General features: G+C 67.0%; 17 protein-coding genes. 10 read left to right on the top strand and 7 right to left on the bottom strand.

Features of this window, described 5'->3' with window-relative positions:
- Both MTR62_RS16665 and MTR62_RS16660 read left to right on the top strand, forming a co-directional pair.
- Positions 1-603, top strand: a 603-nt coding sequence (locus MTR62_RS16665) for a lytic transglycosylase domain-containing protein (protein WP_407672698.1), incomplete at its 5' end; no start/stop codon positions are given.
- An 84-nt stretch (positions 604-687) separates the two neighbouring features.
- A complete protein-coding gene (locus MTR62_RS16660) occupies positions 688-1,023 on the top strand; it encodes a DUF2322 family protein (protein WP_244023017.1) in 336 nt (111 codons plus the stop codon).
- 86 nt (positions 1,024-1,109) lie between these two features.
- Here the strand turns inward: MTR62_RS16660 and MTR62_RS16655 are convergent, their stop codons facing one another.
- Positions 1,110-1,991 (bottom strand): UTP--glucose-1-phosphate uridylyltransferase, encoded by an 882-nt coding sequence (locus MTR62_RS16655; protein ID WP_244023015.1) that lies wholly within the window; start codon positions 1,989-1,991, stop codon positions 1,110-1,112.
- A 142-nt stretch (positions 1,992-2,133) separates the two neighbouring features.
- Here MTR62_RS16655 and murA point away from each other — a divergent pair, with 142 nt between their 5' ends.
- Both murA and MTR62_RS16645 read left to right on the top strand, forming a co-directional pair.
- Positions 2,134-3,417 (top strand): UDP-N-acetylglucosamine 1-carboxyvinyltransferase, encoded by a 1,284-nt coding sequence (murA, locus tag MTR62_RS16650; RefSeq protein ID WP_244023012.1) that lies wholly within the window; start codon positions 2,134-2,136, stop codon positions 3,415-3,417.
- Positions 3,418-3,485: 68 nt separating this feature from the next.
- Entirely contained in the window at positions 3,486-3,683 is a 198-nt protein-coding gene (locus MTR62_RS16645) for a hypothetical protein (RefSeq protein ID WP_244023009.1), read from the top strand.
- 92 nt (positions 3,684-3,775) lie between these two features.
- Here the strand turns inward: MTR62_RS16645 and MTR62_RS16640 are convergent, their stop codons facing one another.
- On the bottom strand, positions 3,776-4,030 hold the full coding sequence (locus MTR62_RS16640) for a ribbon-helix-helix domain-containing protein (protein WP_244023007.1): 255 nt from the start codon (positions 4,028-4,030) through the stop codon (positions 3,776-3,778).
- Positions 4,031-4,210: 180 nt separating this feature from the next.
- On the opposite strand from MTR62_RS16640, the gene MTR62_RS16635 reads away from it, so the two are divergent.
- Positions 4,211-5,008: a helix-turn-helix domain-containing protein gene (locus MTR62_RS16635; RefSeq protein ID WP_244023004.1), complete on the top strand. Its 798-nt coding sequence runs from the start codon at positions 4,211-4,213 to the stop codon at positions 5,006-5,008.
- Between the two features lie 110 nt (positions 5,009-5,118).
- On the opposite strand, the gene phbB is transcribed toward MTR62_RS16635, so the two are convergent.
- Positions 5,119-5,841 (bottom strand): acetoacetyl-CoA reductase, encoded by a 723-nt coding sequence (gene phbB, locus MTR62_RS16630; RefSeq protein WP_244023002.1) that lies wholly within the window; start codon positions 5,839-5,841, stop codon positions 5,119-5,121.
- A gap of 253 nt (positions 5,842-6,094) precedes the next feature.
- Positions 6,095-6,859, bottom strand: a complete 765-nt coding sequence (locus MTR62_RS16625; RefSeq protein ID WP_244023000.1) for a hypothetical protein — start codon at positions 6,857-6,859, stop codon at positions 6,095-6,097.
- Positions 6,860-7,172: 313 nt separating this feature from the next.
- Here MTR62_RS16625 and MTR62_RS16620 point away from each other — a divergent pair, with 313 nt between their 5' ends.
- From MTR62_RS16620 to MTR62_RS16600, 5 genes are all read left to right on the top strand, one after another.
- Positions 7,173-7,655 (top strand): DUF3576 domain-containing protein, encoded by a 483-nt coding sequence (locus MTR62_RS16620; RefSeq protein WP_244022998.1) that lies wholly within the window; start codon positions 7,173-7,175, stop codon positions 7,653-7,655.
- A 130-nt stretch (positions 7,656-7,785) separates the two neighbouring features.
- On the top strand, positions 7,786-10,299 hold the full coding sequence (gene leuS, locus MTR62_RS16615; protein WP_244022996.1) for a leucine--tRNA ligase: 2,514 nt from the start codon (positions 7,786-7,788) through the stop codon (positions 10,297-10,299).
- Positions 10,300-10,367: 68 nt separating this feature from the next.
- Complete coding sequence (gene lptE, locus MTR62_RS16610) at positions 10,368-10,862, top strand: LPS assembly lipoprotein LptE (RefSeq protein WP_244023020.1); 495 nt, start codon at positions 10,368-10,370, stop codon at positions 10,860-10,862.
- Positions 10,859-12,007, top strand: coding sequence for a DNA polymerase III subunit delta (locus MTR62_RS16605; protein ID WP_244022993.1), 1,149 nt, complete (start codon positions 10,859-10,861; stop codon positions 12,005-12,007). The genes lptE and MTR62_RS16605 overlap by 4 nt, the downstream gene beginning before the upstream one ends.
- Positions 12,008-12,127: 120 nt before the next feature.
- On the top strand, positions 12,128-13,522 hold the full coding sequence (locus MTR62_RS16600) for a sugar transferase (protein ID WP_244022991.1): 1,395 nt from the start codon (positions 12,128-12,130) through the stop codon (positions 13,520-13,522).
- Between the two features lie 126 nt (positions 13,523-13,648).
- On the opposite strand, the gene MTR62_RS16595 is transcribed toward MTR62_RS16600, so the two are convergent.
- The 3 genes from MTR62_RS16595 to MTR62_RS16585 are packed head-to-tail and all read right to left on the bottom strand — an operon-like array spanning position 13,649 to position 15,483.
- Entirely contained in the window at positions 13,649-14,188 is a 540-nt protein-coding gene (locus tag MTR62_RS16595) for an LptA/OstA family protein (protein ID WP_407672699.1), read from the bottom strand.
- On the bottom strand, positions 14,188-14,838 hold the full coding sequence (gene lptC / locus MTR62_RS16590; RefSeq protein ID WP_244022988.1) for an LPS export ABC transporter periplasmic protein LptC: 651 nt from the start codon (positions 14,836-14,838) through the stop codon (positions 14,188-14,190). Before lptC ends, MTR62_RS16595 begins: the two co-directional genes overlap by 1 nt.
- 21 nt (positions 14,839-14,859) lie before the next feature.
- Positions 14,860-15,483, bottom strand: a complete 624-nt coding sequence (locus MTR62_RS16585; protein ID WP_244022986.1) for a ribonuclease D — start codon at positions 15,481-15,483, stop codon at positions 14,860-14,862.
- Positions 15,484-15,682 lie beyond the last annotated feature (199 nt).

Genomic DNA, 15,682 nt, shown 5'->3' with positions numbered 1-15,682 from the left:
AGCGGCTCGCAATGGGTCGCCGGTGGTCCTGCCGTGGATCGGGCTGCGGCCGCGCTCGATCGGGGCGCATCGCTGCCCTATGCGCTCCCGGCGCTCCCCCGCGCGCGCGACGTCATCACCGTGGGCGAGGATCCGGCCGCGCCTGAGGCCGAGGCGCTTACCCCGATCGACACCCCGCTCGATGCGGCCTCGCTGACCCGTGCCGACGAGGCCGCCGGGCCCAGCCGCTGGCGCACGCACGTGGCCCGGCTCGCGGCCAAGTACGACATCAGCCCGGCGCTGCTCGAGGCGGTGGTGTGGCAGGAGAGCCGCTGGAACGAGGGCGCCCGCTCGCACGCGGGGGCGCGGGGCCTGGCCCAGCTCATGCCCGGCACTGCGCGCACCATGGGGGTCGATCCCGACGATCCGGCCGCCAATCTCGAAGGGGGCGCGCGCTATCTGCGCCAGCAGCTCGACGCGTTTCACGGCGATCTCGAAAAGGCGCTCGCGGCCTACAACGCGGGGCCGCGCCGGGTGGCGCAGGCGGGCGGGGTGCCCAATATCCGCGAAACCCGCGCCTATGTCACCGCGATCATGGGCCGCCTCAGCGCCCCCGTCCGTTAGTTCCGACGGGATGCATGGCGTGGGCGGCGATTGCCTGTTAGGGGCGTCGTCCGAAACACTCCAGCGATGGAAAAGAGACAGGCAATGATTACCCCCGGCGCGGCGTTCAAGGACAATCTGGCGCTCCTCCCCTCGATCGAGGGCCTTGAGCGGATCGATCTTACCGACGCGCAAGGCGCGGTGGTGGCGACGATCCCCAACCAGCCCGGCAAGCAGGGCTCGCTGGCGCTCTACAATTACCTTCAGCGTGAATTCGGCGCGCTCGATGCCGCCGCGGCCGAACATGGCCTGGCGGTCTTTGCCGAGCATACCGTCGATGCGCGCAGCCGCCCCGGCGCGCATCCCAATGTCGATCTCCTGCTGGCGGTGGCCGCAGGCGGTGCGCCGCTGACGATCGGCGTGGTGCCGGCCGCGGCCTGATTGCGGGGCTCTGAGGCGGAAACGAAAAGAGGCGCCGTCCGACCGGGACGGCGCCTCTTTTCCTTGGTTCGGCGCGAGGGTGGCAATCAGCTCAGGATGCGCTTGGCCATCGCGCGCACGTCCTCGCCCATGTCGGCCCGGTCGAGCGCGATCGAGAGCGTGGCCTCGACGAAGCCCAGCTTCGAACCGCAGTCGAAGCGCTGGCCCGCGAAGGTCACCGCGTGGAAGGGCTGGGTGTCGATCAGCTTGGCCATCGAATCGGTCAACTGGATCTCGCCGCCCGCGCCCTTGTCCTGGCTGGCGAGCAGGTCCATCACTTCGGGCTGGAGGATGTAGCGGCCCGAGACGATCTTGTTCGAGGGCGCGTCCTCGACCTTGGGCTTTTCGACCAGGCCCTTGACCTCGGTGAGGTTGCCCTTGCTCTCGCCCGGCTGGATCACGCCGTAGCTCGACACTTCGTTCATCGGCACTTCGAGCACCGAGACGAGGTTTCCGCCGACCTCGTTGTAGGCCTCGACCATCTGCGCCATGCAGCCGGGCGAGCCGTACATCAGCTCGTCGGGCAGGAAGATGGCGAAGGGTTCATCGCCCGTCACCGCGCGCGCGCACCACACCGCGTGGCCCAGGCCAAGGGGGACCTGCTGGCGTACGGTCACGAGGTTGCCCGGCTTCATGCGGGTCGATTCGAGCGGTTCGAGCGACTTGCCACGCCCGGTCATGGTGGCTTCGAGTTCGTAGGCGGTGTCGAAATGCTCGACGATCGCGGTCTTGCCGCGGCCGGTGACGAAGATGAATTCCTCGATCCCCGCCTCGCGCGCTTCGTCGACGGCGTACTGAATCAGCGGCCGGTCGACGACCGGAAGCAGCTCCTTGGGAATAGCCTTGGTTGCGGGAAGGAAGCGGGTGCCAAGTCCAGCGACCGGAAATACGGCTTTGCGGACGGGTTTGCGGAAATCATTAGTGCTCATGAGCCCCTCGGTACTCTCAGGATATTGCGGCGCGATTAAAGCCTGCTTGTTGTTGCAGTGCAACCAATCGCGTTCACAAACTCTTTGCGAGGAAACGGGTTGCCTGCTTGCTGAGCCGAATTTTGCCGCTAAATGACAGGGCATGGACAAGATCGTTATCGAAGGCGGCAAGCGCCTTTCCGGCACCATTCCCGTTTCCGGCGCCAAGAACGCGGCGCTCACCCTGCTGCCCTGCGCGCTGCTCACCGATGAGCCGCTGACCTTGCGCAACCTGCCGCGCCTGGCCGACATCGACGGTTTCCAGCACCTGATGAACCAGTTCGGCATCTCGACCGCGATCGCCGGGTCGCGGCCCGAGGACTTTGGCCGGGTGATGACGCTGCAGGCCACGCGCATCACCAGTTCGGTTGCGCCTTACGATCTGGTGCGCAAGATGCGCGCCTCGATCCTCGTGCTCGGCCCGATGCTCGCGCGCATGGGTGAGGCGACGGTGTCGCTGCCCGGTGGCTGCGCGATCGGCAACCGTCCGATCGACCTGCACTTGAAGGTGCTCGAGGCGCTTGGCGCGCAGATCGAGATGGCGGCGGGCTACGTGCGCGCGATCGCGCCCGATGGCGGTCTTCCGGGCGGGCGTTTCTCGTTCCCGGTGGTTTCGGTCGGCGCGACCGAGAACGCGCTGATGGCCGCGGTGCTGTGCACCGGCACGTCGACCCTGCACAACGCCGCGCGCGAACCCGAGATCGTGGACTTGTGCAACCTGCTCGTCGCGATGGGCGCGCAGATCGAGGGGATCGGCACCTCGGACCTCACCATCCACGGCGTGCCGCGCCTTCACGGGGCGACCTACATGGTCATGCCCGACCGCATCGAGGCGGGCTCCTACGCCTGCGCGGCGGCGATCACCGGGGGTGAAGTCACGCTCAAGGGCGCGCGGATCGAGGATATGGAGGCCACCGTCCAGGCGCTGCGCGACGCGGGCGTCACGGTCGAGCCGCGCAGCGACGGGCTCTACGTCGCGGCCGAAGGCAAGCTGCGCCCGGTCACCTTGTCGACCGCGCCGTTCCCTGGTTTCGCCACCGACATGCAGGCCCAGCTCATGGCGCTCTTGTGCAAGGCCGAAGGGTCGAGCGTGCTGACCGAGACGATCTTCGAGAACCGCTACATGCACGTTCCCGAACTCAACCGCATGGGCGCCAGGATCGAGACCAAGGGCCGCACCGCGATCGTCCACGGGGTCGACGTACTGCACGGCGCGGAAGTCATGGCGACCGACCTTCGCGCCTCGATGAGCCTGGTCATCGCCGGGCTGGCCGCGCAGGGCGAGACGCGGGTCCACCGCCTCTACCACCTCGACCGTGGTTATGAACGGCTCGAGGAAAAGCTCGCGCTGCTCGGCGCGCAGATCGAACGCATCGGCGGCGACTGAGGAACCGGCAGGGCCCCTCGTGCATTTCCTGTACAAGCGATCGCACCGGATCGAGAGGAGATGATACGATGGGCCTGATGCGAATGGCCGTGCTCGGCGCGGCGGGCTATGCGTTCTACAAGTACACCCAAAAGGACAAGGCGGGGCCAGCGCCCGTGCGCGACGCCGGGCCCGCCAACATGAAGAGCGCGCCCAGATCGTGGTCCAAGACCGACGAGGCGCTCGACGAAACCTTCCCCGCGAGCGACGCGGTGGCAACCTACTGAGCGCTTCGGCGCTCACGGATTGCGGCGCCTGATGGGGCGTTTACCCGAGAGGGGCGGACAGCCGGCAGGCTGATGGTCCGCCCCTTTTCGTATCAGTTCTCGAGCGCGGTGACCGATCCGGCGAAGCGCAGCATGAGCCAGACCCGGATCGCGCTGGCGAGGCCAGGCGGAACCGGCGCTCCGGCCCGCTCCAGATCGATTCGCGCGACGAGCGCGTTGATCGGCACGCGCTCCTCCTCCGCCGCCGAGACGAGCGCGTCCCAGAACACGGGTTCGAGACTGATCGAGGTCTTGTGCCCGGCGATCTCGACCGAGCGCTTGACGGGAGGATGGAATGGCGAGGGCATGGGCCTCGTGGTGTAGGGCCATGCGCGGCGCGGGCCTACCGGTTTTTGGGTGTCCGCCCTGATTCCAGGGGGGCAGGCCGCAAACCCCTCCCGCTTCGTTGAGCTACAAATTTTTCGGGGTGTCGCCCGGCCCGGTCCGGGCCTAGATTTCGGCGCCCGTTCCCTTAGGCAGACATGGCGATGGCGCAGGAATATCCGCCCCTTACCGAAAAGGAAAAGCAGGCTCTGCGGCTGATCGTGCGCGGCTACGATGCCAAGTCGATGACGTTGCATCTCGGCCTGTCGGTCCACACCATCAACGAACGCTTGCGCCACGCGCGCCGCAAGATGGCGGTATCGAGCAGCCGAGAGGCCGCGCGCCGGCTGCGCGATTGCGAAGCGGGGCAGGGCCCCCATTCGTCTGTCCACGAAGAAATCGGGGACGCTGCCGGGGCCCGAGTGATGGCAGACAACGTGGCATCCGCCCGGCCGGAAACGGCGCCCGGGAAGACAGGGAGAGCCCTTGTCTGGGGGGCGGGAGGAGCTGTCATCATGTCGCTGATCCTTGCCACCTTGCTGCTTGCCACGGGGACGCTGGTCCCGGCCGGGGGCGCCGCAGCCAACACCGAAGCCAACACCGAAGCCATGCCCGATCCGGCCTCGCCGGTGGAAGCGAGCGCCGTCGTTGCGGCGGCCCGCCGCTGGCTCGCCCTCGTCGACGCTGGCGATTGGGACGCCAGTTGGAACGAGACGGGGCAATCGTTCAAGGCGCAGAACACGACCGCGCGCTGGGCGCAGGCGTCACAAGGCGCGCGTGTCCCGCTCGGTCGTGTCCTCGCGCGCGTGGCGCTCTCGCAGGAAAGCGTTCCCGCCCCGCCCTACGGTTATGAGATGGTCACGTTCCGGACGCACTTTTCGGGACGCGAGGCGGCGATCGAAAAGCTTGGCCTCTCGCACGAGGGCGGGACGTGGAAGGTGGTGGGCTACTGGATCGAGTGACCATGCCGGTGAGGCCGGCGCCGTAACGAAAAACGGCTCGCCTTGGGGCGAGCCGTCTTGCGTGGACCAGGCCGCGTGCGCCCTGTCGCTGGGACAGGGCGCATCGGGCCTCAATACATGTGCTGGCCGCCGTTGATCGAGAGCGTCGAGCCGGTCACGAACTCGGCGTTCTCCGAGCACAGGAAGGCCACGCCGCGGGCGATCTCGTAGGCATGGCCAAGGCGGCCGACCGGAATCTTGGCGACGATCTTCTCGAGCACGGCGGGGGGCACAGCGGCGACCATGTCGGTGTCGATATAGCCGGGCGCGATGGCGTTGACGGTCACCCCGTAGCGCGCGCCTTCCTGCGCCAGCGCCTTGGTGAAGCCGTGGATGCCCGACTTCGCGGCGGCGTAGTTGACCTGCCCGTACTGGCCGGCCTGGCCGTTGATCGAGCCGATGTTGACGATGCGCCCCCACTTGCGCTCGCGCATGCCGGGGAAGGTCGCCTTGGCCATGTTGAAGCACCCGCCAAGGTTGATGCGCATGACCTCGTTCCAGTCCTCGAAGCTCATCTTGTGGAGCACGCCGTCGCGGGTGATCCCGGCGTTGTTGACCACGATGTCGATCGGGCCATGGTCTTCGGCTACCTTGGCACAGCCCGCCAGCGTCGCCTCGTGATCGCCCACGTCCCACTTGTAGGCGGCAATTCCGGTCTTTTCGGTGAAGGCCTTCGCCTTTTCGTCATTGCCGCCGTAATTGGCGATGACGGTGTGACCGCGATCCTTGAGTGCAAGGGAAATAGCCTCTCCGATACCGCGGGTGCCCCCGGTAACAACTGCAACGCGTGCCATAGTGTGCCTTTCGTTCTTGTGTGCATCCACCACACACAGTGCTAGAAAGGGAATATGACTGCCGCAAGATCATTGCGGCGTTATTTGCATTCGGGCAGGCGCAATTTGCGTGCGAGAAATGCAATCCCGCTTGCGAAGCGTAAAAGCATGAATGCGCATCGAAAATGCGGCCCGTTCAGGCAGCGCGCCCGCCCGGCCTTGCGCGGACCGTCTTGCGGCGCGTGCACCGGTCCATTCCGGCCTTGCCGCTGCGTCAGAAGTGGAACTGGGTTCCCACGTAGACCGCCTGGCTGTCCTGCCGTCCGTCGGTGAGCGGCTGGAGCCGTTCGCGGTCCTGATAGTAGCGCACCCCGGCGGTCACATCGAGGTTCTTGGTGACGCGGTAGGCGCCGCCCAGGTCAAGCTCGCCCTCTTCTCCGGCAAAGGTGCGCGGAGCGCGGCCGGTGGCGTGTTTCTCGTCGATCGAGATGCGCGGCGAGAAGCGCGAATCCTTCGCGGTCGCGGTGCCCGGCGTCAGGCTGTAGGTCTTGAGGTCGGGCAAGGCGGCCAGGTTGCGCGGCTTGTCGGGCTGCTTGACGAGGTCCTGCGCGAAGTTCTGATACCCGCGCGAGACGCCCAGGCTGAACGAGGTCGAGGAGAGCTGCTGGCGGTTGGCGCTGGCATCGGGGGTATCGGCCTCGGGCACCTGGTAGCGGCCGTGGACGATGATCGCCTTGGCCGCGACCGGATCGTCACGCACGGCAACGAGCACCATGCGCTCGGGCAGGTAGGGGGTGCCGGCGGGGGTGAAGGGAAATTCCTCGCCCGATTTTTCGAGCGAGCGCATCGCCGCCGCGCGCGAAAGGCCTTCCTTGGTGCTTTGCGAATCGAGCGAGCCGAGATCGGAGACCTGGCTATGGCGGGCGCTGAACGAAGCGGTGAAGGCCATGACGGCGCTCGGCAGCGCGAGCAGGGTGACCGTTCCGGCCAGCAGCGCACCCGCGCGCGCCCCGCTGCGCGGCGCGCCGGGGGTGGCCAAGTCGGCCGTCAAATCCGCGGCGCTCGCGTTCATGGTCCTGCCTGTCTGCACGCACAGATGGTAACACAGGCTGTGCGGGCAGGCAAAGGTCGCTATGGGCCGCGCCATTCATCCGGGGTTTAGCTGGCAGCGGCTTAGAACGCAGACGCTGGCCGTTTTGGGGGCCTGGGCCGGGCGTGATGCAACTGTATCAAACGCAAGGGCGCTCTTGCCCCGATGCAATGGCGGTTATAGAGGCATTTCTTCATGTCGGGGACCGCACGGTCAACCTCTGGGCCGATCCCTGCCGACACAGACAGGAACTGGAATAAAGATGACAGGCAGCACGGAATTCGGCCTTTTCGCCTCGCGCAAGGTGGCAACTGCGGCAATTTGCGCGGCCGCCGCGCTCGCTCTGGCCGGTTGTGGCGGCAAGAAGGACAAGAACGTCGAATCGATTCCGCTCGCTCCCTCGCAGACCACCTCGATCGGCGTGAACAGCTACCTGTGGCGCGCCAGCCTCGACACGCTTTCGTTCATGCCGCTGCTCGAATCCGACAGCAAGGGCGGGGTCATCATCACCGACTGGTACGTCAACCCCGACAAGACGAGCGAGCGCATGAAGGTCTCGGTCATGATCCTTGACCAGGATCTGCGCGCCGACGCGCTGCGCGTTTCGGCCGCGCGCCAGGTGCTGCAGGACGGCCAGTGGCAGCCGGCCCCGGTCGAAGCGGCGACCGTGCAGAAGCTGGAGAACGTCATTCTCACCCGTGCGCGCGACTTGCGCCGCGAATCCACCCCGATCATCGGCGGCTGATCGGGGCGCCAGGCCCCATCCACCGTCCAACCGGCCGCTTCGGCTCCGTTGCGGAGCCGCATCGACCAGGCATCGCCCCAACATTGGCCAAGGGCCGCAGGACGCGGCCCTGGCAGGAGACCAGACTGAAATGACCGAGCGGTTCGATCCCGCAAGCGCGGATGTCCGCTGGCAGGCGGCATGGGACGAAGCCCAGTGCTTCAAGGCGGATGACGCCTCGACCAAGCCGCGCAGCTATGTCCTTGAGATGTTCCCGTACCCTTCGGGCCGCATCCACATCGGTCATGTGCGCAACTACACCATGGGCGACGTGCTGGCGCGCTACAAGCGCATGCGCGGGCACGAAGTGCTCCACCCGATGGGCTGGGACGCCTTCGGTATGCCGGCCGAGAACGCGGCAATGGAAAAGGGTGTCCATCCGGGCGGCTGGACGCGCGACAACATCGCCAACATGAAGGCGCAGTTGAAGCGGCTGGGTTTCGCGCTCGACTGGAGCCGTGAACTGGCCACCTGCGAGCCCGATTACTACGGCCACGAGCAGGCGCTGTTCCTCGACATGTACGCCCATGGTCTTGTCTATCGCAAGGAATCGGCGGTCAACTGGGACCCGGTCGACATGACCGTGCTCGCCAACGAGCAGGTCATCGACGGGCGCGGCTGGCGCTCGGGCGCGCTGGTCGAGAAGCGCAAGCTCAACCAGTGGTTCCTCAAGATCACCGACTTCGCCGACGAACTGCTCGAAGGGCTGGGTTCGCTCGACAAGTGGCCCGAGAAGGTCCGCACGATGCAGGAGAACTGGATCGGCAAGTCGCAAGGCCTGCAGTTCCGCTTCGACCTCTCGGACGGCGGCTCGGTCGAGGTCTATTCGACCCGCCCCGACACGATCTTCGGCGCAAGCTTCGTTGCCGTCGCCGCCGATCACCCGATCGCGCAAGGGGTGGCGAAGGACAATCCGGCCGTGCAGGACTTCATCGCGCTGTGCAAGCAGGGCGGCACCACCGCGGCCGAACTCGAAACCGCGGAAAAGCTGGGTTTCGATACCGGGATCACCGCGAAGCACCCGTTCACCGGCGCGAACATTCCGGTGTTCATCGCCAACTTCGTGCTGATGGACTACGGCACCGGCGCGGTCATGGCCGTGCCCGGCCACGACCAGCGCGATTTCGAGTTCGCGACCAAGTACGAGCTGCCGATCCTGCGCGTCGTCGCGGCCAGCGCGGATGAGGCCGACAAGCCCTTCGCGGGCGAGGCGGAGGCCGGTGACGGCGTGCTCGTCCACTCCGGTTTCCTCGATGGCCTGAGCGTTGCCGAGGCCAAGGCCGAAGTCATCCGCCGCGCGCAAGAAGGCGGCTGGGGCCAGGGCAAGACCGTGTGGCGCCTGCGCGACTGGGGCATCTCGCGCCAGCGCTACTGGGGCACCCCGATCCCGTTCATCCACTGCGAGGTCTGCGGCGTGGTGCCGGTGCCCAAGAAGCACCTGCCCGTGACGCTGCCCGAGGATGTCGATTTCAAGACGCCGGGCAACCCGCTGGAACGCCACCCGACCTGGAAGCATGTCGATTGCCCGCAGTGCGGCAAGCCTGCGCGCCGCGAGACCGACACGCTCGACACCTTTGCCGACAGCTCGTGGTACTTCCTGCGCTTTGCCAGCCAGCCCGGTGACAAGCCGTTCGACAAGGACGTTCTCGCCAAATGGCTGCCGGTCGAGCAGTACATCGGCGGCATCGAGCACGCGATCCTGCACTTGCTCTACGCCCGCTTCTGGACCCGCGCGCTGGCCCGCATCGGCCTCGTCGACGTCAAGGAGCCGTTCGCCAGCCTGTTCACGCAAGGCATGGTCACGCACGAGGTCTACTCGCGCAAGGAAGGCGGGCGCGACGTCTACTTCGCGCCGTCCGAAATCAATCGCACCGCCGATGGCGCGACCCTGAAGGCCGATGGTTCGGCCATCGAGGTCGGCAAGGTCATCAAGATGTCGAAGTCGAAGAAGAACGTCGTCGACCCTGACGAGATCGTCCAGACCTACGGCGCCGACGCGATTCGCTGGTTCATGCTGTCCGATAGCCCGCCCGAGCGCGACCTGCCCTGGTCGGAAGCCGGGATCGAGGGCTGCGCGCGCTTCGTGCAGCGGCTGTGGAGGCTCTTTGCCCAGTTTGATGGCGAGGCGCAGGGCGAGGACAAGGCGCTCGACCGCAAGCTCCACCAGACCGTCGCCGCGGTGGCCGCCGACATCGAATCGCTCGGCTTCAACAAGGCCGTGGCGCGCATCTACGAGCTGACCGGTGCGACCGAGAAGGCGGCCCCTTCGGCCAGCCGTTCGGCCGCGATCCGTGGCCTGCTCGCGCTCATCGCGCCGATGATGCCCCACCTTGCCGAAGAAGCTTTCGTGCGCTTTGGCGAAGGCCTCATCGCCGAGGCGGCCTGGCCCCAAGTCGATCCTGCGCTGCTGGTCGAGGACGAAGTGACCATTGCGGTCCAGGTCAAGGGCAAGCTGCGCGACACGCTGACGGTCGCCAAGGGCACCTCGAAGGAGGACCTCGAAGCGCTTGCGCTGGCGAGCGAGAAGGTCCAGCGTGCCCTCGATGGAGCGCAAATTCGCAAGGTGATCGTCGTGCCCGACCGTCTGGTCAATCTCGTCGCGTGAGGCGCGTTCTCGCCTTTGTCGCCGCCGCGCTGACGGCGCTGCCGCTGGCCGGTTGCGGGCTTTCGCCAATGTACGCGGGCGGGGGTGACAGCAAGGTCGCGCGCGGGCTCGCGGGTGTCCAGGTCGCCGCGATCGAGGGGCGCGCGGGTTGGCTCGTGCGCAACGCGTTGGTCGATCGGCTGGGCGAGCCCAAGCCCGGTCAGGCCCCGCGCTACCGCCTCGACGTGCGCCTCGACGACAAGCTGGAAGGCTTCGCGCTGCTCTCGGACGACACCATCGGGCGCGAGCGGCGCACGCTGCGCGCGCGCTACCAGCTGGTGGACCTGTCGGACAACGCCATCGTGGTCGATGCGACCGCAGGCTCGGACGCGGGCGTCGATGTCGTTTCGTCGGACTACGCGACGATCGCGGCCGAACAGCGCGCGCTCGAGAACCTGGCCAAGGACGTCGCCAGCCGGATCGTCACCAATGTCGCTCTGCGCATGCGCGAGGGGCTGGATGCGAACGCCGGGGGGGCGGCCTCTCCGAACGCGCCGCAAGCCACGCCCAGCAAGGCGCCGTGAAGGCCTCGCAACGCGATTTCAACTCGCTCTCGTCGCGGGCCGCGCGTGAGGCGCGGGTGTTCTTCTTCTGCGGACCCGACGAATCGGGGGCGAGCGATGCGGCCGCCAAGATCGTCTCGCTGCTGCCCGAGGCGGGTGAGCGGGTCGAGATGAGCGGGGCCGAACTGCGCAAGGACCCGGTCCGGCTGGGCGACGAGGCGCGTTCGACCTCGCTGTTCGGCGGCGCGCGGCACATCTACGTGCGCGCGCAGGGCGATGAGGCGCACGATGCGGTCAAGACCCTGCTCGACAACGCGGTGGAAGGCTGCCCGGTGTTGATCGTGGCGGCCGGGGCAACCGACAAATCGCGCACCGCCAAGCTGCTCGCCGCGCGCGGCGATGCGCTCGTCGCGATGTTCTATCCTCCCGATCTCGCCTCGGTTACCGGAAGCGTGCGGATGATGGCCAACGGGGCCGGGCTCAAGATGGGCAGCGAGATCGCCGAGCGAATCGCCCGTTCGACCGGGCTCGACACCCGGCTTGCCCGCTCCGAGGTCGAAAAGATCGCGCTCTATCTCGACGCCGCGCCCGAGACCCCGCGCCCGGTCACCATGGCCGTGCTCGACGAGATCGGCGCCTCGNCCGAGGTCGAAAAGATCGCGCTCTATCTCGACGCCGCGCCCGAGACCCCGCGCCCGGTCACCATGGCCGTGCTCGACGAGATCGGCGCCTCGACCGAGGACGATGCCTTCGGGCCGCTGGTCGATGCGGTGCTGGGCGGGCGGCGCGAACAGATCGCGCCGCAGCTGCGCCGCATGCACGAGCTGGGCATCAACCCGGTCGGGCTGTTGCTGGCGATTGAGCGGCGCGTGGCGCAGCTCGCCACGCTCAACGCGCAGCTCGCGCAAGGGGGCGATGTCGCGGCGCTGCTCGACAACGAGGCCAAGGCCCGGCGGGTGTTCTGGAAGGACAAGCCCGCGCTGAGCGAGCAACTGCGGGTCTGGCGCGGCGCGCGACTCGATCGACTGGTAAATCGACTGGTAAGTCTGCACCAGATGCTGCTGACAAATAGTCAGGATGCCGAACTTCTTCTGGCAAATGGACTACTTGGCATCGCTCGCTCAACGATTGCACAATCAAGACAACGGACAAATAGAACGCTTTAGGCATTTTCGATTGCCGGGAGCCTTACCTAGCGTTTATACGTATTGCGCTGCAGCAACGCTGCCTGCTGCGCAAATGTCGGGGGGTGGCGTGTGACGTCGGCTATCGGGAGTTCACCAAGCATGAATGCGCCATTCGCGCCACAGGCGTTGAAAACGCAGGAATCTCTGTTCGCCGCATCGCCCGTGGCGCCTTCGCTCGAGCGGCGGCGCCTGCAATGCTACCTGGGCATCATGGTCGGCGATATCGCGGCGATCGTTGCGGGCTTCACGCTGGCCAGCTGGCTGGTCAGCCGCGACCTGGGGGCTGGCCTGGTCCATGGCCAGCTGATCCTGCCGATCTTCCTGACGCTGGCGCTCTACAACGGCAGCTATTCGATCGACACCCTGCGCCGGACCTGGACCAGCCTGTCGCGCCCGATGATCGCGATGACCATTGCGGTGGTGGTGGCGGTCTTCGTCCAGTTCCTGGTCAAGCCTTCGGGCGGGTTGCCGCGTCTCAGCTTCAACGCCGGGGCGATCACCGGGATGCTGCTGATCTGCCTTTCGCGCCTGCAGATGCGCCATCTGGTGCGCTGGCGTTGTGGCGCTGCAGTGATGAACGAGCTGGTGATCGACGACGGCGGACCCAAGGTCGATTTTCCGGGCGCCATTCGCGTCTCGGCCGCGGCACTGGGGCTGCGCCCCGACTTGCGCGACCCCGAAGCGCTCGACCGGTTCGGGATCGTGCTGCGCAACATCGACCGCGTGATCGTGAGCTGCCCGGTCGGGCGGCGCGCCGAATGGGCGATGATGCTCAAGGGCGCGAACGTCGATGGCGAAGTGCTCGATGATGTCGTGGTGCGGCTGGGCGCGCAGGGCGCGCGGGTGGCGGGCAAACATGGCCTGCTGCTGGTTTCGGCAGGGCCGCTGGGCTTGCGCGAGCGTGCGATCAAGCGGATGTTCGACCTGGCCTTTGCGGGCAGCGCCATTCTCGCGCTCTCGCCGTTGCTGATCGTCATCGCGCTCGCGGTGAAGTTCTACGACGGGGGTTCGGTGTTCTTCGTCCAGCGCCGCATGGGGCGCGGCAACCGCTTCTTCAACATGTACAAGTTCCGTTCGATGACCGAGGCCTTGTGCGATGCCGACGGCAACCAGTCGGCCTCCAAGAACGACCAGCGCATCACGCCGGTGGGCAAGTTCATCCGCAAGACCAGCATCGATGAGCTGCCGCAGCTGTTCAACGTCCTGTTGGGCGACATGAGCCTGGTCGGACCGCGTCCGCACGCCACGGGCTCGCTGGCGGGCGACAAGCTGTTCTGGGAAGTCGACCTGCGCTACTGGCAGCGCCACAGCCTAAAGCCGGGCCTCTCGGGGCTGGCGCAGGTGCGCGGGTATCGCGGGGCGACCGATCACGAATCGGATCTCGTCAACCGCCTCCAGTCGGACCTTGAATACCTTGAGGGCTGGACGATCATGCGCGACATCCAGATCATCGTGCTGACCCTGCGCGTGCTGGTCCACGACCGCGCGTTCTGATCGCTTGGCCTGGCCTGGCGGCGGGGCGGATAACGAAAAAGGGCAGCCCGGCAGGGCTGCCCTTTTTCGTATCGCCATCTCCGCCGTGACGGCGCGGCAGCGGCAAGGCCGCTGGGAAAGTGGGTTTCAGGTCCCGCTGTTGTCGCCCGTGGTGGCCTTCTTGGGCACGCTGAAGGTGCCCTGCACGCGCCCGCCCGAGGCCTGCGAGACGCCGGTGTTGAGATCGACCACGAAGCGGGGCCCGCGCAGCGTGTCGGTCGCCCCGCGCTTGAGCGTGGCGTTGCCGACCATGGTGATGATGCGCTTGTTGAAGTCGTAAACGGCAACGTCGCCGGTCGCGATCTGGTCCTCGCGGGTGACCCGCACGCCGCCCGTCGCGGTGATTCGCTGGACCTGGAGGCGGTCGGCGTTGGTGAAGTTGACTACCGTGCGCGCGGCGGTCAGCTTGAGGTCGTCCTGCACGATGTCGACATTGCCGGTCAGCACGACGCGGTCCTGCTTGTCCTGCAGTTCGATCTTGTCGGCGGCGAAATCAACAGGCGCGTTGGAATTGTGCCCCTTGAAGGTCTGGGCGCCGATCTGCTGCGTGGCGATCAGGCCGCCGGCGGCGAGAAGGGCGGCGGCAAGAACGCAGCGCAGCGCGGTGGCGGGCTGTCGAACGGGCATCATTTGGGTATCTCCAGCTTGCTGCCGGGGGTCATCCGCAGCTTGGCGTTGCCTTCCAGGGTGACCGTGCGCCCTTCGAGATCGGCGTGCATCGTGTCGGCCTTGAACGTGCCCGAGGGAACCTGGCCTTCCACGCCGCCTGAACCTTGCGCGGACTTGGTCGCGATGTCGACCGCGACGTTGTTGGCGGTCATGCGATAGCCGTCGCTGGCGGCGAAATCGACCGGGCCATCGACGTCGAGCGTATCGTTATCGTAGTTGTACTTGCCACGCGGCGCCTTGATCGTGCCGGGGCCGTCGTTGAGCGCGATCCTGGCGGCGAGATCGAACATCTCGACCACCGGCGTCTCGGCCGATTTCTGCACCGCGGTGCCCGCGGTCACGGTGAAGTCGCGCCCGTTGCGGTCCTTGCCGCGGTAGGCCGCGTTGTCGACCGCGATGCGATCTTTGGTCACCGCGACCTTGTTGCGGTCGAGCAGGAAGCTGACTTCGCCGCGCGGGCTGAGCGGAACGAGGATCATCACCGCCGCCACCACGCCGATCGCGGCGGGGAGCGCTTTGGCCAGGAAGGATACGAGCCGGTCGTGCGAACCGCCGGGCGCCGCAAGATGCTTGCGGCGATTGCGGATCTGGGTGGCTTCCTCGGACATCGTGCGACCCGTTCCGTCCGGTCAGGCCGCTTCGTGGCTGAAGATGTCGTGGTCGGGCCAGCCGGCAAGGTCGAGCCGCGCGCGCGCGGGCAGGAAGTCGAAGCAGGCCTGCGCGATCTCGGTGCGGCCTTCGCGCGCCAGACGCTCGATCAGGATGGTGTGCATCGCGTGCAGGTGGCGCACGTCGGACGCGGCGTATTCCTTCTGCGCGTCGGTCAGCTCGGGGGCGCCCCAGTCGCTCGACTGCTGCTGCTTGGAGACTTCCTTGCCGAGCAGTTCGCGCACGAGGTCCTTGAGCCCGTGGCGGTCGGTGTAGGTGCGCACCAGCTTGCTCGCGATCTTGGTGCAGAACACGGGCGCGGCCATCACGCCCATGTAGTGCTCGATCGCGGCGAGGTCGAAGCGCGCGAAATGGTAGAGCTTGATGCGCGCCGGATCGGCCAGCACCGCCTTGAGGTTGGGCGCGGCATAGGCGCTGCCGGGGGCAAAGCGAACGAGGTGCTCGTCGCCCTGGCCGTCGGATATCTGGACCACGCAGAGGCGGTCACGGCGGGTGATCAGACCCATCGTCTCGGTGTCGACGGCAACGGGTCCCGGCGCAAGCACGCCTTCGGGGAGATCTTCTTCGTGGAGATGGACAGCCATGATCCCAAGGTGCTTAGGGATTGGCGAGGCCAAGTGCAATGGGCGCACGCCCTGTGCGGGGCCCGCTGCAGGAGAATTTTGCGATGAGCGGGAACGAGGCAACAGCACCGGGGGCTCCTGGCGCGGCGCAATCGGCTGGGGGGGCGTCGCAGGGCGCACCGGCGGTCCCGCCGAGCTGGCGCGCCGCGCTCGCCCCGGC

It is taken from the genome of Novosphingobium organovorum, from assembly GCF_022832435.1.
GTDB lineage: Bacteria > Pseudomonadota > Alphaproteobacteria > Sphingomonadales > Sphingomonadaceae > Novosphingobium > Novosphingobium organovorum.
Note: the sequence above shows the minus strand (reverse complement) of the source record. Positions and strands in the feature narration are given on the sequence as shown.

Bases quoted from the DNA above. Each gene is read 5' to 3' on its own strand.
- MTR62_RS16595 (WP_407672699.1), bottom strand. From the start codon at position 14,188: ATGCCCGTTCGACAGCCCGCCACCGCGCTGCGCTGCGTTCTTGCCGCC.
- lptC (WP_244022988.1), bottom strand. From the start codon at position 14,838: ATGTCCGAGGAAGCCACCCAGATCCGCAATCGCCGCAAGCATCTTGCG.
- MTR62_RS16655 (WP_244023015.1), bottom strand. From the start codon at position 1,991: ATGAGCACTAATGATTTCCGCAAACCCGTCCGCAAAGCCGTATTTCCG.
- murA (WP_244023012.1), top strand. From the start codon at position 2,134: ATGGACAAGATCGTTATCGAAGGCGGCAAGCGCCTTTCCGGCACCATT.
- MTR62_RS16640 (WP_244023007.1), bottom strand. From the start codon at position 4,030: ATGCCCTCGCCATTCCATCCTCCCGTCAAGCGCTCGGTCGAGATCGCC.
- MTR62_RS16645 (WP_244023009.1), top strand. From the start codon at position 3,486: ATGGGCCTGATGCGAATGGCCGTGCTCGGCGCGGCGGGCTATGCGTTC.
- MTR62_RS16620 (WP_244022998.1), top strand. From the start codon at position 7,173: ATGACAGGCAGCACGGAATTCGGCCTTTTCGCCTCGCGCAAGGTGGCA.
- phbB (WP_244023002.1), bottom strand. From the start codon at position 5,841: ATGGCACGCGTTGCAGTTGTTACCGGGGGCACCCGCGGTATCGGAGAG.
- MTR62_RS16635 (WP_244023004.1), top strand. From the start codon at position 4,211: ATGGCGCAGGAATATCCGCCCCTTACCGAAAAGGAAAAGCAGGCTCTG.
- MTR62_RS16600 (WP_244022991.1), top strand. From the start codon at position 12,128: ATGAATGCGCCATTCGCGCCACAGGCGTTGAAAACGCAGGAATCTCTG.
- leuS (WP_244022996.1), top strand. From the start codon at position 7,786: ATGACCGAGCGGTTCGATCCCGCAAGCGCGGATGTCCGCTGGCAGGCG.
- lptE (WP_244023020.1), top strand. From the start codon at position 10,368: ATGTACGCGGGCGGGGGTGACAGCAAGGTCGCGCGCGGGCTCGCGGGT.
- MTR62_RS16585 (WP_244022986.1), bottom strand. From the start codon at position 15,483: ATGGCTGTCCATCTCCACGAAGAAGATCTCCCCGAAGGCGTGCTTGCG.
- MTR62_RS16660 (WP_244023017.1), top strand. From the start codon at position 688: ATGATTACCCCCGGCGCGGCGTTCAAGGACAATCTGGCGCTCCTCCCC.